At 65.3% G+C, this 23,454-nt stretch carries 27 protein-coding genes and 1 tRNA gene; 15 read left to right on the top strand and 13 right to left on the bottom strand.

The window, feature by feature from the left end:
• Window positions 1-5: 5 nt before the first annotated feature.
• On the bottom strand, window positions 6-908 hold the full coding sequence (locus HALDL1_05025; GenBank protein AHG03027.1) for an RIO-type serine/threonine protein kinase: 903 nt from the start codon (window positions 906-908) through the stop codon (window positions 6-8).
• 326 nt (window positions 909-1,234) lie between these two features.
• Here HALDL1_05025 and HALDL1_05030 point away from each other — a divergent pair, with 326 nt between their 5' ends.
• Window positions 1,235-2,035: an Lpl gene (locus tag HALDL1_05030; GenBank protein ID AHG03028.1), complete on the top strand. Its 801-nt coding sequence runs from the start codon at window positions 1,235-1,237 to the stop codon at window positions 2,033-2,035.
• Here the strand turns inward: HALDL1_05030 and HALDL1_05035 are convergent.
• A complete protein-coding gene (locus tag HALDL1_05035; GenBank protein AHG03029.1) occupies window positions 2,028-2,561 on the bottom strand; it encodes a peroxiredoxin in 534 nt (177 codons plus the stop codon). The two genes, HALDL1_05030 and HALDL1_05035, sit on opposite strands and share 8 nt — an antisense overlap.
• A gap of 80 nt (window positions 2,562-2,641) precedes the next feature.
• Here HALDL1_05035 and HALDL1_05040 point away from each other — a divergent pair, with 80 nt between their 5' ends.
• The 4 genes from HALDL1_05040 to HALDL1_05055 all read left to right on the top strand — a co-directional run bounded on the left by HALDL1_05040 (window position 2,642) and on the right by HALDL1_05055 (window position 6,331).
• Window positions 2,642-3,493, top strand: a complete 852-nt coding sequence (locus tag HALDL1_05040; GenBank protein AHG03030.1) for an endonuclease IV — start codon at window positions 2,642-2,644, stop codon at window positions 3,491-3,493.
• 201 nt (window positions 3,494-3,694) lie between these two features.
• The gene (locus tag HALDL1_05045; GenBank protein AHG03031.1) at window positions 3,695-4,486 is read left to right on the top strand and encodes an S-adenosylmethionine-dependent methyltransferase; all 792 of its coding nucleotides are present in this window, start codon (window positions 3,695-3,697) and stop codon (window positions 4,484-4,486) included.
• A 90-nt stretch (window positions 4,487-4,576) separates the two neighbouring features.
• Window positions 4,577-5,161: an aminopeptidase gene (locus HALDL1_05050; protein ID AHG03032.1), complete on the top strand. Its 585-nt coding sequence runs from the start codon at window positions 4,577-4,579 to the stop codon at window positions 5,159-5,161.
• Window positions 5,162-5,239: 78 nt separating this feature from the next.
• Complete coding sequence (locus tag HALDL1_05055; protein ID AHG03033.1) at window positions 5,240-6,331, top strand: aminopeptidase; 1,092 nt, start codon at window positions 5,240-5,242, stop codon at window positions 6,329-6,331.
• A gap of 228 nt (window positions 6,332-6,559) precedes the next feature.
• On the opposite strand, the gene HALDL1_05060 is transcribed toward HALDL1_05055, so the two are convergent.
• Window positions 6,560-7,672 carry a hypothetical protein gene (locus HALDL1_05060; GenBank protein AHG03034.1) on the bottom strand — a complete coding sequence of 371 codons (1,113 nt, stop codon included), beginning with the start codon at window positions 7,670-7,672 and terminating at the stop codon, window positions 6,560-6,562.
• Between the two features lie 130 nt (window positions 7,673-7,802).
• Complete coding sequence (locus HALDL1_05065) at window positions 7,803-8,450, bottom strand: hypothetical protein (GenBank protein ID AHG03035.1); 648 nt, start codon at window positions 8,448-8,450, stop codon at window positions 7,803-7,805.
• Between the two features lie 86 nt (window positions 8,451-8,536).
• On the opposite strand from HALDL1_05065, the gene HALDL1_05070 reads away from it, so the two are divergent.
• From HALDL1_05070 to HALDL1_05080, 3 genes are all read left to right on the top strand, one after another.
• Window positions 8,537-9,955 (top strand): MFS transporter, encoded by a 1,419-nt coding sequence (locus HALDL1_05070; GenBank protein AHG03036.1) that lies wholly within the window; start codon window positions 8,537-8,539, stop codon window positions 9,953-9,955.
• An 80-nt stretch (window positions 9,956-10,035) separates the two neighbouring features.
• Window positions 10,036-11,412, top strand: coding sequence for a phosphohydrolase (locus HALDL1_05075; protein ID AHG03037.1), 1,377 nt, complete (start codon window positions 10,036-10,038; stop codon window positions 11,410-11,412).
• A 183-nt stretch (window positions 11,413-11,595) separates the two neighbouring features.
• Window positions 11,596-12,558 (top strand): arginosuccinate synthase, encoded by a 963-nt coding sequence (locus tag HALDL1_05080; GenBank protein AHG03038.1) that lies wholly within the window; start codon window positions 11,596-11,598, stop codon window positions 12,556-12,558.
• Between the two features lie 110 nt (window positions 12,559-12,668).
• Here the strand turns inward: HALDL1_05080 and HALDL1_05085 are convergent, their stop codons facing one another.
• The 3 genes from HALDL1_05085 to HALDL1_05095 form a co-directional block, all read right to left on the bottom strand.
• On the bottom strand, window positions 12,669-13,844 hold the full coding sequence (locus tag HALDL1_05085) for a cell division protein FtsZ (GenBank protein ID AHG03039.1): 1,176 nt from the start codon (window positions 13,842-13,844) through the stop codon (window positions 12,669-12,671).
• Between the two features lie 3 nt (window positions 13,845-13,847).
• Window positions 13,848-14,015 (bottom strand): transcriptional regulator, encoded by a 168-nt coding sequence (locus HALDL1_05090; GenBank protein ID AHG03040.1) that lies wholly within the window; start codon window positions 14,013-14,015, stop codon window positions 13,848-13,850.
• A 178-nt stretch (window positions 14,016-14,193) separates the two neighbouring features.
• Window positions 14,194-14,721, bottom strand: a complete 528-nt coding sequence (locus HALDL1_05095; protein AHG03041.1) for a CopG family transcriptional regulator — start codon at window positions 14,719-14,721, stop codon at window positions 14,194-14,196.
• A gap of 119 nt (window positions 14,722-14,840) precedes the next feature.
• Between HALDL1_05095 and HALDL1_05100 the strand changes: the two genes are divergently transcribed.
• Both HALDL1_05100 and HALDL1_05105 read left to right on the top strand, forming a co-directional pair.
• Window positions 14,841-14,914 (top strand) — tRNA-Tyr (locus HALDL1_05100).
• 169 nt (window positions 14,915-15,083) lie between these two features.
• Window positions 15,084-15,299 (top strand): hypothetical protein, encoded by a 216-nt coding sequence (locus HALDL1_05105; GenBank protein AHG05175.1) that lies wholly within the window; start codon window positions 15,084-15,086, stop codon window positions 15,297-15,299.
• A gap of 65 nt (window positions 15,300-15,364) precedes the next feature.
• Here HALDL1_05105 and HALDL1_05110 read toward each other — a convergent pair whose 3' ends face one another.
• The 4 genes from HALDL1_05110 to HALDL1_05125 all read right to left on the bottom strand — a co-directional run bounded on the left by HALDL1_05110 (window position 15,365) and on the right by HALDL1_05125 (window position 17,319).
• Window positions 15,365-15,559, bottom strand: coding sequence for a hypothetical protein (locus HALDL1_05110; GenBank protein AHG05176.1), 195 nt, complete (start codon window positions 15,557-15,559; stop codon window positions 15,365-15,367).
• A 105-nt stretch (window positions 15,560-15,664) separates the two neighbouring features.
• Window positions 15,665-16,078 carry a hypothetical protein gene (locus tag HALDL1_05115; protein ID AHG05177.1) on the bottom strand — a complete coding sequence of 138 codons (414 nt, stop codon included), beginning with the start codon at window positions 16,076-16,078 and terminating at the stop codon, window positions 15,665-15,667.
• Between the two features lie 198 nt (window positions 16,079-16,276).
• On the bottom strand, window positions 16,277-16,372 hold the full coding sequence (locus HALDL1_05120; protein ID AHG05178.1) for a hypothetical protein: 96 nt from the start codon (window positions 16,370-16,372) through the stop codon (window positions 16,277-16,279).
• Between the two features lie 143 nt (window positions 16,373-16,515).
• A complete protein-coding gene (locus HALDL1_05125) occupies window positions 16,516-17,319 on the bottom strand; it encodes a transcriptional regulator (GenBank protein ID AHG03042.1) in 804 nt (267 codons plus the stop codon).
• 420 nt (window positions 17,320-17,739) lie between these two features.
• On the opposite strand from HALDL1_05125, the gene HALDL1_05130 reads away from it, so the two are divergent.
• On the top strand, window positions 17,740-18,561 hold the full coding sequence (locus tag HALDL1_05130; protein ID AHG03043.1) for a transposase ISH9: 822 nt from the start codon (window positions 17,740-17,742) through the stop codon (window positions 18,559-18,561).
• A 54-nt stretch (window positions 18,562-18,615) separates the two neighbouring features.
• Here HALDL1_05130 and HALDL1_05135 read toward each other — a convergent pair whose 3' ends face one another.
• Entirely contained in the window at window positions 18,616-19,137 is a 522-nt protein-coding gene (locus HALDL1_05135) for an Lrp/AsnC family transcription regulator (GenBank protein AHG03044.1), read from the bottom strand.
• Window positions 19,138-19,677: 540 nt separating this feature from the next.
• Between HALDL1_05135 and HALDL1_05140 the strand changes: the two genes are divergently transcribed.
• The 3 genes from HALDL1_05140 to HALDL1_05150 all read left to right on the top strand — a co-directional run bounded on the left by HALDL1_05140 (window position 19,678) and on the right by HALDL1_05150 (window position 21,864).
• On the top strand, window positions 19,678-19,839 hold the full coding sequence (locus tag HALDL1_05140; GenBank protein AHG05179.1) for a hypothetical protein: 162 nt from the start codon (window positions 19,678-19,680) through the stop codon (window positions 19,837-19,839).
• Between the two features lie 403 nt (window positions 19,840-20,242).
• A complete protein-coding gene (locus HALDL1_05145; protein AHG03045.1) occupies window positions 20,243-21,610 on the top strand; it encodes a hypothetical protein in 1,368 nt (455 codons plus the stop codon).
• Between the two features lie 41 nt (window positions 21,611-21,651).
• Window positions 21,652-21,864 carry a hypothetical protein gene (locus HALDL1_05150; protein AHG05180.1) on the top strand — a complete coding sequence of 71 codons (213 nt, stop codon included), beginning with the start codon at window positions 21,652-21,654 and terminating at the stop codon, window positions 21,862-21,864.
• Window positions 21,865-22,319: 455 nt separating this feature from the next.
• On the opposite strand, the gene HALDL1_05155 is transcribed toward HALDL1_05150, so the two are convergent.
• On the bottom strand, window positions 22,320-22,958 hold the full coding sequence (locus HALDL1_05155) for a hypothetical protein (protein AHG05181.1): 639 nt from the start codon (window positions 22,956-22,958) through the stop codon (window positions 22,320-22,322).
• Between the two features lie 111 nt (window positions 22,959-23,069).
• On the opposite strand from HALDL1_05155, the gene HALDL1_05160 reads away from it, so the two are divergent.
• A complete protein-coding gene (locus tag HALDL1_05160) occupies window positions 23,070-23,453 on the top strand; it encodes a hypothetical protein (protein AHG03046.1) in 384 nt (127 codons plus the stop codon).
• The last annotated feature ends 1 nt before the right edge of the window (window position 23,454 follow it).

The raw sequence follows: 23,454 nt of genomic DNA on the forward strand, positions 1-23,454 counted from the left end.
CCGCTTCAGTAATCTTCGATAGAACGGAGCTCGTCGGCAGCCACTGCGTCCGCGACGGCCGTCAGGTCCGCCTCGGGCACGTCGCCGGGATACTTCCGCTGGAAGTAGCCGACGATGTTCGCCACGTCGCGGTCGAGCAGTTCGCGGGCGTTCTCGTGGTCGGTTGGCGTCGCCTGCGGCCAGTCGAAGAGGACGATACCGTCCTCGCTCACGAACACGTTGTACTCACTGACGTCCGCGTGCACGTAGCCCGCGTCGTAGGCGGCCGCTACCTCCCGAAGGATGAGGTCGAGGACGCCGCTGGCCTGCTCAGGCTCGAGTTTCGCCTTCGACAGCTCCGTCCCGGTCATCTTCTCCATCACGATGGCGTGGCGGTTCTGGTCGACCGGGCGCGGGACGTTCACGTCCGGGTAGAGGGTCTCCAGGGCGTCGTACTCCCGTTCGGCGGCCTTCCGGGCGGTGTACTGCCAGGACGTGTGCTCCTTGTCGCTGGTGTAGTCGCGGCCGCGGTGGACCTCCCGGAACTGTGTGTACCCCTCGCGGTGGAACTTCAGCGCCATCGGGCGGTAGGACTGCACCTCGTAGACGTCGCTCTCCTTGCCGACGCCGAGGGGCGCGCCGAACCCGTCGACGGTCTCCCGCTCGGCGAACGTGTGCAACGCGAGCGCGTCGTAGCCCGCGAACGTCAACTGGACGCCCTCGTACTGGATGGTCTTCCGCTCGAGGAACTCCAGGTCGAGCATCCGGTCGAGGCGGTAGTCGACCTCCTCGGCCGTGAGGCGGGAGAACTCCGGGAGTTTCTCCCGGTTCACCCACCGCGAGAACCGCATCCCGTGTTCGACGCCCGAGAGCAGGTGGAAGTCCTCGGCGTCGAGGTCCGCCATCTCGGCGGCGACGTTCCGAACCATTCGTCGCGGAGTAGTCGTGGGCCGGGTATAAGCCCCGCGGGCCGCGGACGTGAGCCGAACGACCGACCCGATATAAAAGAACTCTCTCTGCCACGAAATCGGACGACTCGGCCGCTCTCTCGTGAGCAGGGTTTTCTGGCGGGAACACTCGATAAATCACATACTACGATATAGAATTTTCTCCCGCGGCCGCTCTCACGCTCGGATATGTCGCCAGCAAACGCCGATAGAGTGGCCACAGGCACCGTGAGGCGGAGAAACCTGGATTGCTGTAGGCCCGCTGGCACAGACGAACGGCTTTTGGCGCTCCCGGCGAAACTCCGGCCATGACTCTGGCCGACCGGGAGTGGCGGCTGATTCGGGCGGAGGCCCGCGACGGGCCGATGCAGATGGCACTCGAGGAGATCGCCGCCGAGACGGCGGCCAGCGGCGGGCCGCGGACGGTCCGTGCCTACCAGTGGTCGCCATCGACGCTGTCGATGGGCTACCGCCAGGAAGCGGAGTCGGTGGACTGGGCGTTCTGCGAGCACGAGGGAATCGATGTCACCCGCCGACAGACCGGGGGCGGCGGCATCTACCACGACGAGTTCGGCGACATCTCCTACAGCATCGTCGCACCCGCCGACGAGTTGCCCGGCGACCTGATGGACTGCTACGAGGTGCTCTGTGAGCCGATCCTCGACGCGTTCCACGAGATGGGCGTCGACGCACAGTTCGTCCCCGAGGAGCATCCCGCGCTCCACGAACCCGCCTGCTACTTGCGCGCGCTCCACCCGGCACACGACATGGTCGCCAGCGGGCGGAAGATAGCCGGGAACGCCCAGTACCGCACCCGCGACGCGGTCATCCAGCACGGCTCGCTGTCGTACGCGCTGGCGCCGGAGCGACACCTCGGCGTCTTCGCGGCGCCGGGGGTCGACGAGGCGGCGTTCCGGGAGCGCGTGACGAGCATCCACGAGGAATCCGGCATCGACCGCGAGGCAGCAGTAGCGGCCGTCGAGGACGCGCTGGCGTCGTGGTGCGACGCCACCGAGGGGGAGTGGACGGACGGGGAACTCGAGGCGGCCCGCGAACTGGCCGAGGAGAAGTACGCGACCGACGAGTGGACCCGCGAGCGGGTCAGCTGAAGCCGAAAGACTCCGGTTCGTCCCCGGAGAGCTCTTCGACGGCGGTCCGGATCTCGTCGAGGGGTGGCTGGTCCCGGGTCGGGTCGAGGGGGTGGTCCCCGACCCAGCGGTACTGCACGACGCCGTCGGTGTCGACGAGGAACACCGACCGCTTCGAGCGCGGGAACACGCGGAACGCGCGATAGGTCACGCCGAACGCGTCCGACAGTTCGAGGTCGCCGTCCGAGAACAGCGGGAACTCGAGGCCGAGGTAGTCGATGAACCGGCGGTGCGTGCTCACCTTCGACTTGCTGGCGCCGACGACGCGCAGGCCGTCGCTCGACGCGAACCAGCCGTAGTCCCGGAACGAACACCACTCGTTGACGCAGTCCGGGCTGAAGTCGTTCGTGTAGAAGACCACGAGCAGCGGGCGGTCTTCGTAGAGGTCGCTCAGCGAGGTCGGTTCGGCGTCACCCTCCGCGTGTACCAGTGGCGCCTCGACCGGGGGGACGCGCTCCCCCACCGCCAACGCCTCGTCGTCGCTCATGGCCGTTCCAGGGAACCGCGAGTCAAAAGGTGTTGTGCCGCGGTCGAAGCCTCTTTGACGGTCCGCGCGAACCCCAGCGTATGCGAGTAGGTGCACACGTCTCTATCGCGGGCGGCGTCGACAACGCCGTCGACAACCAGCTAGACGTCGGCGGGAACTGTGGTCAGATCTTCACGCACTCCCCGCAGGTGTGGCAGGACCCGAACCTCGGCGACGAGGAGGCCGAGGCGTTCCGGTCGGGCACTGCGGCGAACTTCGACGGCCCGTGGGTCATCCACTCCTCGTACCTCGTGAACCTCTGTACACCCAAAGCGGACCTGCGCGAGAAGTCCGTCGACAGCATGCAGAAGGAGGTCGACGCGGCCGCGGAACTCGACATCGACTACGTGAACGTCCACCTCGGCGCCCACACCGGCGCGGGCGTCGGACAGGGCCTCGACAACGCCGTCAGCGCGCTCGACGAACTCGACGTCCCGGACGGCGTCACCGTGCTCGTCGAGAGCGACGCGGGGTCGGGGACGAAACTCGGCGGCGACTTCGAGCACCTCGCGTACGTCCTCGAGGAGTCCGCCCAGGACCTCGAAATCTGTCTCGACACCGCCCACGCGTTCGCCGCGGGCTACGACCTCTCGACCCCCGAAGGCGTCGAGGAGACGTTCGCGGAACTGGACGAGACGGTCGGCGTCGAGAACCTCGCCTGCGTCCACCTCAACGACTCGAAGCACGACTGTGGCACCAACAAGGACGAACACGCCCACATCGGCGAGGGTCTCATCGGCGAGGACGGTATGACCGCGTTCGTCAACCACGACGTCGTCGTGGACAACGACGTGCCGCTCGTCCTCGAGACGCCGAACGAGGAGGGCAAGGGGTTCGCGTGGAACATCGACCGCGTCCGGGAAATCCGCGAGAGTAGCCTCGCCGAAACCTGAACGAACCGCCGCACGGAGTCGGTCAAACAGTCGTTTCACTCTCGGACGGAACTAAGTTGGTGTGCCCGGTAGTACCGACTGCGCCCGCCACGCCATCCCCGTCCCCCTGCCCCCCACTGCCGTGGACCCGACACCCGGGGCGCGAGGCGGGCCAGTTGCCGAACCCCTCAGCTTTTGCCCCTCCCCCGTTTTCCTCCGTCCGTGCGCCGCTTCAGCGCCGACTACCTCGAGGAGAGCCGCCGGGGGATGTGGAGCGAGCGCGACGCCCTCGACGCCCTCGCACTCCCCTCCCGCGAGCGCGTCCTCGACGTCGGCTGTGGCACCGGCGAACTCGCGGCCGTCTTCGCCGAGGAGTCCGACGCGGAGGTGCTCGCGCTCGACGCGGACAAGACCCTCCTCTCGCACGTCGACGCCGACGGTCGACTGCTGGGTGACGCCACGCAGCTCCCCCTCTGCGAGGACAGCTGCGACCTGGTCGCCTGCCAGGCGCTGCTCATCAACCTCCCCGACCCCATCGCCGCCGTCCGGGAGTTCGCGCGGGTCTCCTCGGACCTCGTCGCCGCCGTCGAACCCGACAACGCCGCGGTCACCGTCGACTCGACGGTCGCCGCGGAGTCGGCGCTGACCCGGCGCGCCAGAGAGGCCTACGCCGCGGGCGTCCCCACGGACGTGAGCCTCGGCGCCGACGCCGCCGACGTCTTCGAGCGCGCCGGACTCGAGGACGTGACGACGACGCGGTACGACCACGTTCGCGCCGTCGAACCGCCGTACGACGAGGACGACCTGGAGGCGGCGGCGCGGAAGGCCACGGGCGAGCGACTCGCCGAACAGCGGCCGACGCTCGCGGCTGGCGGCATGGACGACGACGCGTACGACGACCTGCGCGCCGAGTGGCGGGAGATGGGGCGCGCGGTCGTCGAACAGATGCGCGAGAACGCCTACGAGCGGGCCGAACGCGTCCCCTTCTTCGTGACGGTGGGTCGCGTTCCCTGAGATATCCCGCTACCCGCAGAAGTGAAAGACGCGAAACAGAACACGGGTTCTGGAAACCCTTTTGCTCCGGCTGTGATACGCCCAGAGCAGGTGGAGATACTCGACGACGCCGACGAGGTCCGCATCGTCTCGGGCGAAGAGACGGACGTCACGATGAGCGTCGCTGGCAACCCGACGAAGAACGACGACGCCCGCAACAACCTCACCGGCGGCGAGGTGTTCACCGCACCCGTGCCGGACAGCGTCGAGGGCGAGGTGCTGTTCGACAAGCCCGTGATGGGGATGGGCCGCGAGATCCAGGGCGCCTACCTGGAGTTCGAGGGCGGCGAGGTCGTCCACCACGACGCCGACCAGAACGCCGACGTCCTCGCGTCAATCGTGGGGACGGACGAGGGTTCGAAACGCGTCGGCGAACTGGGAATCGGAATGAACCGGGACATCGACCGCTTCACGTACAACATGCTGTTCGACGAGAAGATGGGCGACACCATCCACCTCGCAATCGGCCGCGCGTACCGGGATACTGTCGGTGAGGGCAACGAACAGAACGAGTCCGCAATCCACAAGGACATGATCGTGGACATGAGCGAGGACTCGTACATCGAGGTGGACGGGGACGTGGTCCAGCGCAACGGGACGTTCCGGTTCGAGGACGGCTTCGACGCGGAGACGTAGTCCTGTCGGGTCAGTTCAACCCTGTAACAGAAAGACCGTTCGGGGAGTCTTTATTCGGGCCGAGGTCCGTCTCCGGGTATGGACGAGAGAGTCCGACGACACGCGGAGATACTGGCCGAGTTCTCGGCCGAGGTCGAGCAGGGCGACATGGTGCAGATTCACGCCCCAAAGGAGGCCGAGGACCTCGTCGTCGCGCTGTACGAGCAGCTGGGCGAGGTGGGCGCGCGCCCGACGACACACTGGCGGCTGGGTCCCGCGGCGCGGGCGTACAGCATGGCGATGGACGCCGAGGACTACGTGACCAAGGAGCACGCGCTCGCCGAGATGGAGGAGACGGACGTGGTGTTCCTCGTCACCGGCGGCGGGAACCCGTACGAGACCACCGACGTGCCGCCGTCGAAGAGCCAGGCGGCCGGCCGGGCGAGCAAGCCCGTCCTGGAGGAGCGCCTCGACAAGCGCTGGGTCATCACGACCCACCCGACGGCCGCGGCTGCACAGGAGGCCGAGATGAGCACCGCCGCGTACGAGGAGTTCGTCTGGGAGGCGGTGAACAAGGACTGGGAGGCCCAGCGCGAGCACCAGGCACAGATGGTCGAGATACTCGACGGCGCCGACGAGGTCCGCATCGTCTCGGGCGAGGAGACGGACGTCACGATGAGCGTCGCGGGGATGCGGGGGGCCAACGACTTCGGGAGACACAACATGCCCGCCGGCGAGGCGTTCACGAGCCCGGTGCCCGACAGCGTCGAGGGAACCGTGCGATTCGACAAGCCGCTGCTGCGCCAGGGCAACGAGATAGTAGACGCTTACCTGGAGTTCGAGGGCGGCGAGGTCGTCGACTTCGAGGCTGCGAAGAACGAGGAGGTCCTGGAGGGCATCCTCGACACGGACGCGGGGGCGAGGCGCCTCGGCGAACTCGGCATCGGGATGAACCGGAGCATCGACCGATTCACGTACAACGTGCTGTTCGACGAGAAGATGGGCGACACCGTCCACCTCGCAGTAGGTGCGGCCATCGAGGAGTGCGTCCCGGAGGGGATGGAGTTCAACGACTCCGCCCAGCACGTCGACATGATCGTGGACATGAGCGAGGACTCCTTCATCGAGGTGGACGGGGAAATTGTCCAGCGCAACGGCACGTTCCGATTCGAGGACGGGTTCGAGGAGTAGCGAGGGTCTGAGCGGGGCGAAGACCCTCGGAGACTACGAGCGGCGGGAACCGCGAGCAGCGTGGTTCTCGCTCGCTGCCTCGCTCCGAACCACGAGATTGCGTGGGCGACCACTGCGAGCGGCGCGGTTCGGGGAGGGGTCTCGAAACCGCGAGCCACGCCAACCGGCTGGTCGGCCGTCACGGAATCGAAGGCCGCGAGCGCGGGAGCCGACGCGAATAAGCTCGGCTTAGTCGTCGAGGCTCGAGTCGTCGCCGGAGCTACCGGGGCCGGAACTCGAACCACCGGAGCTACCGCCGTCACTGGCCGACTGCGCCTTGCTGCGGGCCGAGGACATCCAGTCGCCGATGTTCCGCTCGACGTAGTCCTGGGCACCGAGGCCGATGGCGACGCCCGCGCCGATGGCGATCGCGAGGGCGGCCGCGCCGAGGAGCGCCACGAAGAACGTCGTGAACAGGGTCGCGAGCACGAACGTCTCAAAGCCGATAGCGCTCAGGGCGATGGTGACGGTGATGTAGTAGATGAGCAGCTTCACCGCGAGGCCGGCGTAGCGGGTCGCCGCGCCCTCGTCGCTCTCGGCGATCATGTCGCCGACGCGCTCGGCGACCCAGATGCCGACGAGGAGCACGACAAGGCCGCCGATGAGGGCGGGCAGGTAGCTCGCGAACGTGTCGAGCAGCTGCGAGAGCTCCTCGATCTGGACGATGTCGGCCACCGTGAGGAGCGTGAGCAGGTAGATGTAGTACGTGACGAGCAGCCCGACGTAGTGGCCGAACTCGCCTTCGCGGTCGCCGAACTGTTCGAGGGGCGTGTCGCGGAGCCGCGGACCGATGTTGAAGCCGCCGACCACGTCGGCGACGATGTCGCCAACGAATCTCCCCGCGACGAACCCGATGATGAGGATGACGACGGCGCCGAGGATGACCGGGAGGTAGGCTCCGAGGTCGGCCAGCAACTGGGAGAGTTGCGGAATGTCGAGGACGTTCGCCGCCGCGACGAAGGTGACGAAGTAGATGTAGAAGGCGACGAGTTTGCCCAGTGCCTTGGCGATGCCGTCCTCGCTGTCACCGTTCGACCGGCGGTCGGTTCCACCCTCTCTCGAGGAGTCTCGTCTCGCCTCCCGGTCGCCAGCCGACCCGCTCGTGTACTTCCCGATACCGATCTGCTTGACGACGCGGGTGACGAGCGCCCCGACGATGCGCCCGATGATGTACCCCACGATGAGGATGATGAGCGCGCTGATTATCGTCGGCAGATACGCGATTACCTCCGCGATAGTCTCGTTGATGGCGTCCGTTACCCCCTCTTGGAGCGGCGTTATCGTCGTGCCTGTGGCTTTCATAATACATCGGTTACTAAATCTCGCTGAGGTATTGTTACACGCAGTCTGTGGATGTTACAGTGGCATTACTCGCGACCCCGGGGGTGCAGAAGAAGTGTAGGGGAACGAACAATTGCCGAATGGCCGGCCGTTACACGACGTCGCCGCGTACCGTCATCCCTTCAGAACGCTCCCGGCGCTCCTCCACCGCCGCGGCGGCCGTCTCGGCCTCCGTCTCGTCCATGCCGAGCATCTCCAGGGCGCCCGCCAGCGTCGGGAAGACGAGTTCGCCGCTCCGGAGTTTCTCGAAGGCGTCCTCGCTGCGCTGGCCCTCGACCCAGAGGCAGACGCCGCGGGGGTCGAGCACCTGCTCGTAGTTCCCCGTCGCGCGCGCGCCCTCCAGTCGCTGGGTGACGTTGTCCTCGAAGCCCGCGTTGCACACCTCGACGTGGATGGGTTCGTCGTCGTCGACGAGGTGGGCGGCGAGACACTGCTCGGGCGCGACGTGGCCGTTGTCGTTCGCCCGGAGGTGCTCGGGGTGGTCGTCGGCCCACGACGCGCGCACCGTCTTCCCGACCCCCTTCACGCCGTACTCGCGTTCGAACTCCGCGGCGCGGTCGGCGTCGTCGCCGCGCAGCAGGATGTCCTTCGTGAGGTAGACGTCGAGTCGCTCGACGGGGTCCAGGCCGAGCGCCACGTCGCCGTACACCCACACCTCGCGCACCGGCACGGGCAGCTCCTCGTCGACGACCGTGTCGACGAGTTCCTCGACCCGGTCGACTGCTGCGTCGCGGTCCATCGCCCGGAAGTTGCCCGCGCAGGCCGAAGAACGTTCCGCACTCCCGGAACCCGAACTATTTCGCCCCCGCGGTGGTACGCCCGCGTATGGCAGCGGAGTCCGAGGAGTCGGTGGACGCCCTCGACTCCTACCGGCAGTTCTTCGCGCTCGAACCCGACGTGCTCGTGCTCTCCGTGGCGATGCTCGTCTTCAGTCTCGCCTTCCAGATGACCACGCGCTACGTGCCCGAGTACCTGTTCACGCTCGGGGCCGGCGCGGGCATCGTCGGCCTCTACGGCAGCCTCGGCAACCTCATCTCCGCCGTCTACCCGTACCCCGGTGGCGCCGTCTCCGACCGCGTCGGTTCGCGCGTGGCGCTCACCGCGTTCGCCGTGGTCACCACGCTCGGATTCGTGGTGTGGGCGGCCGCTCCCTCGCTCCCCGGCCTCGACCTCCCCGTCGTCTCGCTCGCCGGAATCGAGGTCGGCGGCACCGTCGGCCCGTGGGTCTGGGTGTTCCTCGGCCTGCTCCTCACGCAGGCCTGGAAGTCCTTCGGCCTCGGCGCCACGTTCGCCATCGTCAAGCAGAGCGTCGCCCCGGACCGCCTCGCGATGGGGTTCGCGAGCACCGAGATATTCCGACGGGTCGGCTTCCTGCTCGGCCCCGCTATCGCCGCCGTCGTGCTCGCCGTCTACGAGTTCCAGGTCGGCTTCCAGTACGTCCTCCTGCTCGCCGCCGGGTTCGCCGCCGTCGCAACTGTAGCCCAGCACGCGCTGTACGACGTCGACGAGCGAAGCTCGTCGGGCAATCAGAACTCGAAGAGTTCTGATGACGCCAGCGAGGACACAGTAGGGGACTCCTTCGAGGGCCTCGACACTGTCCGCCGCGACTTCCGGAACCTCCCCCCGACGCTGCGCCCGTTGCTCGTCGCTGACACCCTCATCCGGTTCGCGAACGGGATGGTGTACGTGTTCTTCGTCGTCGTCGTCACGCGCTACCTCGGCGTCGGGTTCACCGGGTTCGGCGTCTCCATCGGTCCCGCGGCGTTCTTCGGCGTGCTGCTCTCTGTCGAGATGGCCGTCGCCATCCTCACGAAGGTGCCCGTCTCGAAACTCGCCGAGCGAACCGGCCTCAAACCCGTCGTGGGACTCGGATTCCTCGTCTACGCGACGTTCCCCATCCTCCTCGTCTCCGCGCCCGCCGACCAGTGGGCGCTCGTCGCGCTGTTCGCGTACTCCGGGCTCCGGTTCGCCGGCCTGCCCGCGCACAAGGCGCTCATCGTCGGGCCCGCCGAACGCGACGCCGGGGGCCGCGTCACGGGAACCTACTACCTCGTGCGGAACACCATCGTCATCCCGAGCGCGGCGCTCGGCGGCCTCCTGTACGGCGGCGACTGGACGCTCCGCTTCGCCGGCGTCTCGGTGACGGCGGGTCCACAGCTAGCGTTCGGTCTCGCCACCGTCATCGGCCTCGTGGGCGTCGCCTACTTCGCCGCGTTCGGTCGGGAGTTCGAGGCGTACGCCTGAGACGAACCGAAAGACGGAGGGCGCTCGACCGTCTCTGTCCGGCAATCTCGGCCCGTCCCCGCGGACGAGCCACGCTCACCATGCCGACCACACAGATCAAGGACCCAGTCCACGGCTACGTCGAACTCGAACAGCCACTCGTCGACAGCATCCTCGACACCCGGCCGTTCCAACGCCTCCGGCACGTCCGCCAACTCTCGGCGACGAACCTCGTCTACCCGGGCGCCAACCACACGCGCTTCGAGCACTCCCTGGGCGTCTACCACCTCGCGCGCACCGTCTTCGAGAACCTCCGCGAGCAACAGTACTTCTACCAGGACGCCACGAGCGCGGAACTCGACGACATCCAGCGCACCCTGGAGTGCGCGGCGCTCCTCCACGACGTCGGCCACCCGCCGTTCTCCCACCTCGGCGAGCGGTTCCTCGACGTAGACGACCTCCGGACGCGCCTCGCCGACCACGGCCTCCAGGAGACGTTCTTCGACGCGGGCGTCGGGGACGCGCCCATCCGCGAGGCGAGCGCCCACGAACTGCTCGGCTGCCTGCTCGTCTGCCGCGAGTACGGCGACGCGCTCGGTGAGATGGGCGTCGACCCGCACGACGTCTGCGCGCACGTCCTGGGCTACAGCCTCGAGTACGAGCGCGGCGGCCGTTGGCAGCACGGCGTCGCCGCCCAGGTGCTGCACTCGCCCATCGACGTCGACCGCCTCGACTACATCACGCGGGACAACCAGATGACCGGCGCGGACGTCCTCAGCTTCGACACCGACCGCATGGTCGAGTCCTACACCGCCCACCCCGAGGAGGGGCTAGCGCTCTCGGACAAGGCGCTGTCCGCCATCGGCAACTACCTCGAGGGACGCATCGCGCTGTACATGTGGGTGACACAGCACCACAAGTCGGTGTACGCCCACGCGCTCCTCGACGACCTGCTGGACGAACTCGCGGCCGTCGCCGACGAACCGCCGGTGACCACCGACGCAATCCTCGCGGAGGGCGTCGACGACAACACCATCATGGAGCGACTCCGCGTCGCCGCCCGCGACAACCCCGACTCGACGCTCGCCGCGCTCTACGACCGGTTCCGCGGCCGTCGGTTCCCCGAGACCTGCTGGAAACACCGAATCGCGTACGCCGACCGCGTCGACGCACCGCTCGACGACTTCAGCGACTGGCTCGCTAGCAACGCCGACCGCCTCGAACGCGGGCTCGCCGACGAACTCGGCGTCCCCGTCCACGAGGTGTGGATCGAGCAGTCCTACGTGCCCGAGTACGAGCCACAGGAACTGAAGGACATCCCCATCGCGTACGGCGGCACCACGCGCTCGGTCGGCGACTGGGGGCTGTACGGCGACCGCGCGTTCGACAGCCCGATTCCGTTCGTCTTCGTCCCCTACGGCGTCGAGAAGCGCGCGACCGCGTCGCTCGTGGAGTGGTTCCACGAGGAGCGCGCCTGACTTCGGGGTCTCTCGTTCTCGCGTTCGCCGTTCTCGGCGTCCAGCGGCCGCGCTGTCCCGGCGTTTAATCTGTGGCCGCACTCGCCGCCGTCACCGTGATTTCCTATCGCAGAATGCGCTTTACCGGTCGGCGAGTCCAGCGAGACGAAACGGTGAAACGCGGGCACTCACAACGTGTAGGCGATGGATTGCACCAAGTGCGACCGCGAGGCGGTGATGCACGCGGCGTACTCCGGCAGCCACCTCTGTGACCGCCACCTCTTCGAGAGCGTGGAGCGCCGGGTCCGCCGCCGCGTCCGCGAGGACGACATGCTGCCCGCGGACGCCACCCCCGAGGACCCGGAGACGTGGGTCATCGGGCTCTCCGGCGGGAAGGACAGCGTCGTCCTCACGGACATCCTCCACGAGACGTTCGACGAGGACCCCCGGGTCGAACTGGTCGCGCTCACCATCCACGAAGGCATCGAGGGCTACCGGGACGAGAGCCTCGAGGCCTGCGTGGAACTCGCCGACGACCGCGGTATCCGCCACGAGGTCGTCACCTACGCCGATGAGTTCGACGTCGAGATGGACGACGTCGCCGCCGATGACCCCCTCGACATGGCGCCCTGCGCGTACTGCGGGGTGTTCCGGCGGGACCTGCTCGCGCGGTACGCCGAGGAGCTGGACGCGGACAAACTGCTCACCGGCCACAACCTCGACGACGAGGCCGAAACCGCGCTGATGAACATTTTCGAGGGCAACGTCGAGCAGGTCGCCAAGCACTTCGACGCCAGCCTCGGCCCGTTCGACGAGCGCCGCGAGAAGGAGGGGATGATCCCACGCGCGAAACCGCTCCGGGACGTCCCCGAGAAGGAGGTCGCGCTGTACGCCCAGTTGCGTGAATTGCCCGTCCACATGGCGGAGTGCCCCCACTCCAGCGAGGCGTTCCGCGGCGAAATCCAGGACCTCCTCCTGCAACTCGAGGAGAACCACCCCGGCACCCGCCACTCCATCATGGCGGGCTACGAGGAGCTCGCTGGGATTGCGGCCGACGAGTACGGCGACGAGGACCGCGACGTCGGTGAGTGCGAGGAGTGTGGCGCGCCGACAACGCGAGAGAAGTGCCGGAAGTGCGCGCTCGTGGACGCCGTAAACGCGGTGTAACGTCGCTCTCCTCCAGAAATCGCTGCTCGTTTTACACGTCGTGTAACGCTCGCGCTCGGTGGTGTCACGAGTGAGCCCACGGGTGGGTGGGAGTCGTAGCTAAAGAACAGCTACCGGATGACGTCGAGGCCGTTGTTCTGCTCGACCTCGTCCGTGCCGCCATCCGAGTGCGCCCCGAACTTGCCGCTGGGTTCCTCGGTCGCTCGCTCCTTGGAGTCGACCTCCTTGAGCTCCTGGCGGGACTTGTCCGCCTGCTTCTGCGTCGACGGCCCGAGGACCTGCGCGGACTGCACGCCGGTCATGATGGCCATCACGCGGACCTTGCCCTTGTAGTTCTCCTGGATGCGCGCGCCCCAGATGACGTTCGCGCTCGCGTCCAGGCGCTCGGTGATGTTGTCGGCGATGCCCTCCGCCTCTTTCAGCGTGAGGTCCGGGCCACCAGTGATGTGGACCAGGCCGCCGCTGGCGCCGCGGTAGTCGACGTCCAGCAGCGGGTGGTTCATCGCGTCCTTCACCACTTCGTTGCTCTTGTTCTTGTCCTGGGTCTCGCCGACTAACATTACGGCGACGCCGCCCTGGTTCATGATGGCGGTCATGTCGGCGTAGTCCAGGTTGATGAGCGAGGGCTGGGTGATCGTCTCGCTGATGCCCTTCACGGTCTCCGCGATGATCTGGTCCATCACGGAGAACGCCTTCCCGATCGGGAGGTTGGGCACGTAGTCGAGCAGGCGGTTGTTGTCGAGGACGATGATGGAGTCCGCTTCCTCGCGGAGTTTCTCCAGTCCCTCCTCGGCTTTCACCGTGCGTGCGCGCTCGACGTTGAACGGCGTCGAGACCATGCCCACGACGATGGCGCCCTGCTCTTTGGCGATCTTCGAGACGACGGGGGCCGCACCGGTGCCGGTGCCGCCGCCCATGCCGGCGGTCACGAACACGAGGTCCGCGTCGCCGAGTACCTCCTTGATCGTGCCCTGTGCCATCTCGGTCGCGCGCTCGCCCATCGAGGGGTCGCCGCCCGCTCCGAGCCCGTTGGTCAGGGACTTGCCGACGAGGATCTTCGTGTCGGCTTCGATCATCTTCAGGTGCTGTTTGTCGGTGTTGATCGCGACGGTGTCGGCACCCTCGACGCCGATGTTGTACAGGCGATTGACGGTGTTGTTGCCGGCGCCACCGCAGCCGACGATGACGATGCGCGGGTCGCCGAACTCGCTCCCGTCGGAGTCGGCGTCCATCTCGCGCTGCTCGGCTTCCGCGTTGTCGAGTGCGTCCTGGACGATGTCTTGCATCGGTTACACCTTCGCCCAGCTGTTCGGACTGGCCTGGTCAGTCTGTTCGTCGATCATCTCTCGGACGGCGGACCGAATCGCTTCGCTGCGATTCGGGAACTTCCCCCGTTCGACCATCTGTTCCACTTCGTCGATCTGCTGTTCCGGAATGCGGAGTGTCACACGCTCCATGATTGATTTCCCCTTGTTGAGTAAGACGGATCGTATCGCCCGCACTTCGTGTCTTACAGGTGGGGAAATACGCGGCATGACCGCGCTGTCGCCCGTTTCTCTGTAAGACGGCCGTCTTACGTACCAATACCCATAGCGCCCTACACTAAATAACTAACGGCGAATGTAAACAGTCGTCTTACCGCTCGAGTGCGTCAGCCGACGCCGTCCGACGCCCGCAGTGCGGACAGAACGCCCAGTCCGCCCGAACCTCGTCTCCGCACTCGCAGAAGACGCGCCGCGACGCTTTCTCGCCACAGTTCGGGCAGTAAACGTGGTCGGCAGACACCGTCTCCCCGCACTGCGCACACGAGCTTCCCTCACCAACGTGGTCTCCGCTTCGGCCAGCGTTCCCTCGTGATTCGGGTTCCGAGACCGGCTGTCGTGGTTGTTCTCGCCCGCGTTCGGCCTGCAGTCCTTCCTGTGGCTCGACTGTTATGCGGACGTTTACGTCCTGTGCGGGTTGCCGCACGCCCAGGCGCTGCTCGACGAGCTCGTCGACGCGGTCGGCGACGACATCGTCGAGGCTGTCCGCCGAGGTGTCCGACGCGCCGTGCTCGTCGAGGTAGCTGCGGAGCGCGTCCCGCATCACCTCGCTCTTCGACGCGTCGAGGCCTTCGACGGCGTCCACGAGGTCGCTGTCGGCCCGGAACGTTATCTTCGACATCCCAGTTCGACACCACCTACCACGCCCAGGCTTATGAAGCCTGCCCCCGCGTATGACGATTGTCTGTCGCACCGAATGACAACCCTTAAATTTCGACGACGGCGTACAATCGGGTGCGACCGCCCTTAGCTCAGACTGGTAGAGCAGTCGACTGTAGATCGACTTGTCCCCCGTTCAAATCGGGGAGGGCGGACTTCTACTGCAGTCGATTCCGAGCAGAAGCCCAAACGCTCTAAACTACCCGTAGATAGCGCTCTACTCTGCGTTTCCGTTCTCGCGCGACCGACTTCTGAAGGCGGGTTGAACACGGTCCCTGTTGGGGGTCGTCGCCTTCGGGCGAATTTCATAGTCGAATTTCGGGGGTGGTCGGCGTGAGTCTCCGCGTCACCACTTACTCGCGGAGCCGCGAATTCAACACGCTCACGCACTGCCCGCTCTGCGGCTACAACTTCGACCCCGAGGAGTCTCGACCGAAACACATCGCCGACGAACACGACCCTGCTGACGCCGGCCTGACTCCCGCGGGGGAGATCACCGAGGGACACGACGCCCCGCTGTTCGGAGGTGACCGGCGGTGAGCCGTTCCGAAGTCAACCCTGGCGAGTGTCGGCAGTGCAGCGACCAACCGCGTCCCTGGGAGTGCCTACGAGACGGCCTCTGTCCCGGGTGCTGGCGGCGCGAACACCGCGACGATCTCCGGGCCGACGGTACAGGTGTCTACCCAGTCGCCAGCGGACGCCTGCCCGACTGCGGAGGGCGCCACGCCGGGGAACGACGCGGAGGTGACGAACAGGACGGCCAGGGCGAGGGCCCCACAGCGCCGGAGCCACGGCCTCACAGCCCACCACCCACGCCAGCAAGGATGACGCCCATCAGCGCCGATGCGGCACCCAGGGTGTGCATGAGTGCGTCACGTTTGGGGTACTTCCTCATTTGATTCACCTCAGTACCACGCGGTGACGGTGTAGGAGGCTGAGAGCAGGACGGACGCGAGGGTCCCGACGATCTGGCTTCCCAGTACGAGGTCCTGGATGAACGGCGTGAACGCCATGCCGAGCAGGAGGAGTGTGGCGCCGCCGACGGCGACGGATTCGACTTCGTCGAGGTTATCCCAGCCGTCGCCGGCGCGGTTGGTGAGCCAGCTGCCGGCGAGCAGGAGTGCGGCGGTCACCAGGGAGATGGAGATGCTGGCGCCGCTGCCCGCGAACAGTGTTTCGCTGAAGCTGTAGCCGAAGATGCTGAAGGTGCCGATACCGGTCAGGACGACGGCGGCGAGCCCGAAGGCGGGGGCGCCGAGCAGGTCCTGAAGGTCGATACCTCCCCTGGTGTGGAGGCTGAATACATCTGAAGTTGCCATACTGCGGCCGCAACGTCGCCCACCCGACACTTAACCCAAGGAATCGGTCAAGCACCGGCCCTCTCGGTAATCTTCGTCGTGTAACCGTGGGCAGAGTTCACTGCAATGGCGCTTTGAGCGTTGGCTCGTGAGACGGAGGTGCGTTCGCTCATCAAACACCGTGAGTTCTCGTCGCTCCACAAAGCGTGGAATGCGCGATTAGATGCTGACCTCTACGGTCAGCGAAGCCAAAACGAGACTGTCAATTCGCGTCTCAAGCGCAAGTACGGTTCGTTGGGCGGATCTCATTTGCATACGAACACTGTCGCATCACCGTTGTAAACGGTGAGTATCTGACCGCCTGGTCGTTGCGGATCCAGCCACGGCGCGCTGTTGATAGAGATCCGGACGGTGCCGACGCATAGTGACGGCCGGGCCGAGAAACCGGGTTCTCAAACTTACTGGCCAGGGTCGTGTGCGGCCACTAACCCTTGGGCCATGAGCCGCCGGGCGATCACGACGAGGCCGTTCCCGAACCCCTCCCCGAAGATTGCCTGTTCCTCTTTGGATTCGGGCATAATCGAACTCACGAGAAACGTCGATCGGTCGATCAGTACCAGCCGGCCGATCGCCGTATCGTGCTCGGCAGTCTGCTTGCCGTGGAGCCACTCCAGGCCCGAAATAAACGTCGTGGCATCCGGGATGGCTGTCTGAACCTGATCTTCGAGGGACGGGGTGAGCGCTCCGATGACCAACTCGACGCCGTTACCGATATCATTCAGTGTGGTGACGAGCTCGTCGGTCAGCAGCGATTCGTCACCGACGACGAGTACGACTTCTTCGGACGCGTTTTCGATGAGGTCGTTTGTCCGGTTCTCGATCGCGGTGCGCCCGGCCATCGACCACACCTGCTGAACGGGAGATTCGTCGTCCTCCTCCACGATATCGACCGTGTCGAGGGCGTCGTGTAGTCGCTCGACGCGACCCTCGTACTGGTCCCGGAGCGTCTCGGTCGCCTCGTCCAGTGGTACCGCCCGAAACTGCCTTGGACTGGAATGTTGGATTTCGACCAGCCCTTGGGCTTCGAGCACTCGAATGGCGTCGTAGACGCGCGTTCGAGGGACTTCGGTCAGCTCGCTGAGTTGCTTTGCTGTCCCGGTATTCAGACGGGAGAGGCCGACGAAACACCGCGCCTCGTATTCCTTCAACCCGAGTTGTTGTAGTACCTCTACCGCCTCTCCGATGTTTTCTGAGTGTGCCATGTGTCTCAACCTCCTGGGACGCCCCGGGAACTGGCCGGAGATTCATTCCCGGAACGCATCGGTGCCCAGTCGGTGTGCCGAATGGCGAGGCGGTCGAAGGTGACTGGGGCCTCCTGTTCGGCTGCGTAGTCCAAAATGTACCGACGAACAGGATCCACTAATGGACTGAGATTGGGTACCGCCTCGGTTGATTCGGCCATACCGTGGTAAGGACGTGCTAGAGAATAAGTCCTGTTACTCATATAATTCAAAAATTTGGAAAACCCAACCGTAGCCAGTTATCGGTGGATATATTGAATTTGAAATTTGTATCGGGGGGCTATTGACGCGGATGGATTTGAAAATTTCGGCTCTGTAGTTTCGCTAGACGGAGACGCCGCGACTGCGTTATTGCTGTAGAAAGCGAAGAGACAGAACGTTTTGGTATCGGAATTCCGCCTCCTCACGCGTGTTACGGTCGCTAAGGCTAAATCTGTTGTCGCTACCCCGGACGAACCCGCCGACCCCGAAGGGGGTCGCGGGTTCGCCGAGTGGGCGATGCTCACGCTGCATGCACTCCGCATCGAGCTGGGAAAATCCTACCGCGTCGCGGTGGATTTGCTCAGCGAAATGCCTGGCGTCCTCGAAGAGATTGGCCTCACGCGTCTCCCGCACTATACCGTTCTCCGCACGTGGTTCGCACGGATTCCGACCAAGACGTGGCGTGCGTTCCTCGACGCGTCGGTCGAGGAACGCACTGGCCACGCGGCTATCGATTCGACAGGCTTCGACCGCGACCAGCCCAGCCGCCACTACGCTAACCGCACTAACTACCGCGTCCGAGCGCTCAAAGTCACTGCACTCGTGGATGTCGAAACGCTGTACATCACCGACATCCACTCGACCACTTCGAAGAAACACGATGCGAAGATCGGCCCGCAGGTCGCCCGGCGGAACGCCGGCGACCTGCGAAGCCTCGCCGCCGACCGAGGCTATGACGCGAAAGCCTTCCGCGACGAACTCCGCGAAAACGGCATCAGACCGCTGATCAAGCACAGGATCATGAATCCACTCGATCACGCTCACAACGCCCGCATGGACGGTGATCGGTACCACCAGCGCTCCATGTCAGAAACCGTCTTCTCGTCAATCAAGCGCACGCTCGGCGCCGCCGTGCGTGCGCGTAGCTGGTGGCTGGAGTTCCGTGAAATGCTGCTGAAAGCGACCGTCTACAACCTCCGGCGGAGCGTGAGATATCCGTGAAATCAACCGCAGTATACCGAAACTACAGAGCCAAAATTTCAATCGTTCTCCTGACTATCCTTGACCGGCGGACGGCCCGGCATCGGTGTCGTCGTCCTGGACCGCGTCGGGGTCCGGCCGTGGATAGAAGTGGTCCCATGACTGGATTCGCGTCTCGGAGATGATCTCGGAGCTATTGATGGTCATGCCCAAGCCCGCCAGTTCGTTGCGGATATCTTCGATCTCTCTGACCGAACCGGCGACGATCTCGACGTGGACATTCCGTTCGCCCCCAAGCAAATCGCGGGTTGTCACCACACCACGAACGTCGAGGATCTGTTCGGCCAGCGTGTCCAGATCATTCGGATTGACCGTGCAGACGAACATGACGTGGAGGGGGTAGCCAGCTTGCTCGTAGTTGATTTCGGGGTAATAGCCCCGGATCACGCCCCCATCCTCGAGTTTGTCGAGGCGATTCCGGACCGTCGTGGAGGTCACATCCACTTTCTCGGCGATTTCCGTATCGGTTTGGCGAGCGTTGAGTTGGAGTTGGTGCAGGATGCTCCGGTCCACGTCGTCGATTAGACTGTCGTCCATACCATCCCTTCGGAGGGCGCGAACGAAAAGGTCGGGTGGACTCTTCACTGGCAGAGAGTGACGCAATCCATCCGATAACTCCGCACATCTACCTAACGGCTGTTTCAGTAGGAAAGGCGTCCAACAAATAGGATTTCAACAGAGCCGCATATCCCGCAAAACGCAATCCAGTAACTAACCGGTTGCGGCTCTAACTGTTACTCCTCAAGCTCCTCAGCACTAACCTCCCCGGCCAGAAGTGCATAGCCCCGGTCAGTAAAGTCTGAGCGATGGAATGGGATTTCGGAGTACGTCGCCGGCGTGATTCGAGACTGCATCTCTGGCCCCCGTCGCGAAGTCTTTGACGAACACGACCGGAACCCGGTGGTGACGACTGCGCAGGGACGAATCGCCCGGACCACGATTCGGAACGTCCTCTATCGAGTAACGCGGCCATGCTGGCGCGGGGAGGAGTGCCCACACGACCGCGACCCAGGAGACTGTGAGGCGACCGAGCAGGGACGGATGAGCCGTTGCCCATCGGCGCGGTCGCCTCACGATATGCGCAGCGGCCGGGTCACCGCGTACCGGCTTCAGGACACGCCCCGTGTCGTGGTGAGCGACCGGATGGACGCGAGTGAGCGGATTTTGGATAAACACTACGACCGACGTTCGGAGCGGCAGCGTGCTGCGCAGCGCCGCGAACACTTGGAGGGGCTGTAACGATGTCCGCCGGTATCACTCTGCCCAGTACTTGCCACCTGCCTGTTTATCCAACGCGGGGAGGGCGGACTGGTTCTTCCAGCGAACTACGTTCGAGGGACAGCGCCACGTTTTCGACGCAGACGCCGCACAATCCGCCTGTGAGTTGACCAGGGAACCCGGTGAACTCTCCGCAGCAGGTCTCACGTAGACTGTCCCGGACCAGCTGGTTAGTCGTTGTCACCATCCGCCCGAGGCGTCCTGCGGCGGTACCGGCGTAACGTGGGAGTAAATCCAACAGTGTGGCTGTAGCGGTCACGTCACCCGCGTCCACGTCAAGTACCACCGAACCGTCTCGATTCTCGAATCACCTGGTATAGATCCAGTAAATACGCTCTTTGGAAAGTCGCCTGAACTGACGTGTATGCGCACCACAACGACGTTCAGGGCCGTGTTCGCCTCGGTCATTGTCGTCTCGTCGGCTCTCCTCGTCGCCTCCGCGGTTCCCACTGCCGCGCAGGACACGGACGCACAGGCCCAATCCGACTGGAACCTCACCGTCGCCGAGGGGTACAACACGAGCAACCCCGGCGAGCGGACCACCGTCGTCACCGCACACGTCACCGGCGGCGACATCTGGCAGTACTCCCTGAACGGCACACTGCTGTACCACAACGACACCCACGACGCCTACTGGGACGTCGACCCGGTCCCCAACGAGTCGAACTCGGTCGTGTACGTCGCCACCGACGAAGTCCGCAACGAGTCACTCTGCAACCCCGTCAGCGATGACGAGTACTGCATCCGCCAGATCATCGAACGCGCGAACCTCACGACCGGCGAGACCGAGGTGCTGTACTCGCGCGTGGACGCGACGGACTACCGCCAGTGGCACGACGCCGACCGCGTCGGCGACTCACGATACGTCGTCGCGGACATGTTCTCCGACGAGGTGTTCGTCGTGAACACTACCACCGGCATCGTCACGTGGGAGTGGAACATGCAGAACAACTTCCCGCTCACGTCGGGCTGGGACTACCCCGACGACTGGGCGCACATCAACGACGTCGAGAAACTCGACGACGGCCGCGTCATGTTGAGTCCCCGCAACCACGACCAGGTGCTGTTCGTCGACCCGGAGACCGGCCTCCAAGAGAACTGGACGATCGGCGCCGACAACCGCTTCAGCGTGCTCAACGGCCAGCACAACCCGGACTACTTCAACGAACCCGCGGGCGGGCCCGCCGTGTTGATCGCGGATTCGAACAACAACCGCACCATCGAGTACGCGCGAACCGAAGACGGTGGCTGGGAGCAGTCCTGGGTGTGGCAAGACGAACAACTCACGTGGCCACGCGACGCGGACCGACTGCCGAACGGACACACGCTCATCACCGACACGAAAGGTGGGCGAGTCGTCGAGATAGACGAACAGGGGGAGGTCGTGTGGAACCTGACCCGTGAGGGCCACAGCCGAGGCGAGTTCGCAGCGTACGAGGCCGAACGCCTGAACACTGGCGACGAGAGCGCCGGCGGCGAGAGCGCTGCCGCCCTCGGCCTGCCCTCGCGAACCGCCCCGGACGACCAGGCCAGCGCCGTGAGAGACGAGAGCGCCTCGGACGCCGGACTCGTACCTGCGAGCGTCGCGAACTCCGCCAGTGACATCGTCCAGGCACTGCTCGGCCTCCCCGCCTGGATTCTGCTCGTGACCATCGCCTGCACCGCGCTAGCGTGGTTCGGCGTCGAACTGTGGCGCGACGATGGCGCCATCCAGATAGCCACAGGACCATAGAACGACCGCACACTACCGGAAATCGGGAGTGAAAGAGAGAAGTGCTCCGTCGGGAGTATCTCCTCGCGTTGCTCGTCGTCGTTCGAGCGGGTCGGCAGCAGACTCTTCTCGTGGAGGTCCTGGGGGACAGCGTCGATGGTCTCACAGAACTTGATGAACACGCGGAGGGTCTGCAACTGGGTCCGCAGAGAAACAGCCTTGAGGTCGCCGTCATCCTTCCGCCAGAGCCGATACTCGTGGAGGGCCCGACCTGAAAGTTCGTTCAAGTTGTCGAGGTCGTTCTCGTCGCACCAGCGGATGAAGTGGACAAGACGATAGTGGTGTGCCTGTAGCGTTCGTTCTGCAACTTCGCCCTCTCGTTCCCTGTGGTACATCTCTTTGGCCGTCTCGGGAGCGAGGGGTTCGAGTTCATTTTCGGTGGTCATGGGTTGTCATGAACCCACGGCCACGGGACGAATGACCGAGCACCGCCGACTGTAGGTCGACTTGTTGGCGGCCTACTGGCCGCGAACAGTGGCGCCGAAGGGCGGTGAAACCGCCCGAAGGCTCCACGAGTCCCCCCGTTCAAATCGGGGAGGGCGGACTGTTCCTTCCAGCGAACTACGGTCGAGGGACAGAGCCGTGTTTCCGGCACACACTCCCCGTAACCGCCTACAGAATCGACCGGGGAACTCGGTGAACTCTCCGTGCAGCCGACTCCGAGGGTCAGTCAGGAGGTCGTCGCGCCCAGCTCCGGTCGCAGTGACCCGGACGCCTGCACCCAGTAGACGCCGCCGACAACGAGGGCAGCGACGAGGAACCCGCCGACGGACTGCTCCCACGTGTGTGCGTCCAGGTAGATGCGGTTCGGGACCATCACGACGGGAAAGACGAGGAGCGGCCAGAACCGCCGGTCGACGAGCGTGAGGTAGAGCGCGGGCATCAGCGAGATGATGACGTGCCCGGAGATGTTCCAGAACGGCGAGACGAGGGCGTACGGCGCGGTCACTGCGGCGAGCGCCTGCATCGCGCCCGGCACGAGCGGCCCCCAGTCGAAGTGCCGCCACACGACCCACATCAGTCCCGCGGCGATGAGGAGGCCGCTGGCGACGAGCGCGTCCATCACGGCGCTGTTCCCCTTCGTCGCCTCGAGGACGCCACCGCCGACGACGAGGAAGTACGCGACGGTCGGCAGAACCGAGAGCAAGCCGACGCCGAGGAACGCACCGAGGCGACGCCAGAGCACCGCCCGGTCGAGGTCCTGCCTGGCCCACTCGTGGTGGACGAGCAGGGCGATGCCGACCCCGAGGACGTTGATGGGGTGGACGACGTACGGGTAGTACTCCATCGTCTGGGATACCAGGCCCATCACCCAGTAGTACGGTATCACGCCGGAAAGGGCCTGTGTCGGAGTAGACCCGACGCCGCGGCTCACTGGGCCGGCACGCAGCGTAAGTGGCTTCGTCGCGTACGTCGTGGCATGGAGGAAATCGAACTCGGCCAGGCGACAATCGTGTACGAGGACGAGGACGGCATCACGGAGGAGACCGTCGCGAACGAGCAGCTGGTGTACGCCCGCGACCACTGGATGATCCGGACGGGCACCGACGACGAGGGCAACGACCTGATGCAACAGATTCCGGCGAGCCGCGTCTACCGCGTCAGCCGGAACGTCGAGCGCTTCGAGGAGGAGGCCCAGACGGTGCGCCACCGCGTCGAGACGCTCGCCAGCGACCTCCGCGAGCGGCTCCCGATGGACATCGGCGAGGGCGGCCGCCGCTCGCGCCGGGACCGGGGTGGCGAGCGCGACGTCGAGCCGACGACGGTTCCCGTTGAGGGCTCCGACGACGACGAGAAGGCCTGAT

The organism is Halobacterium sp. DL1, assembly GCA_000230955.3.
Taxonomy (GTDB): Archaea; Halobacteriota; Halobacteria; order Halobacteriales; family Halobacteriaceae; genus Halobacterium.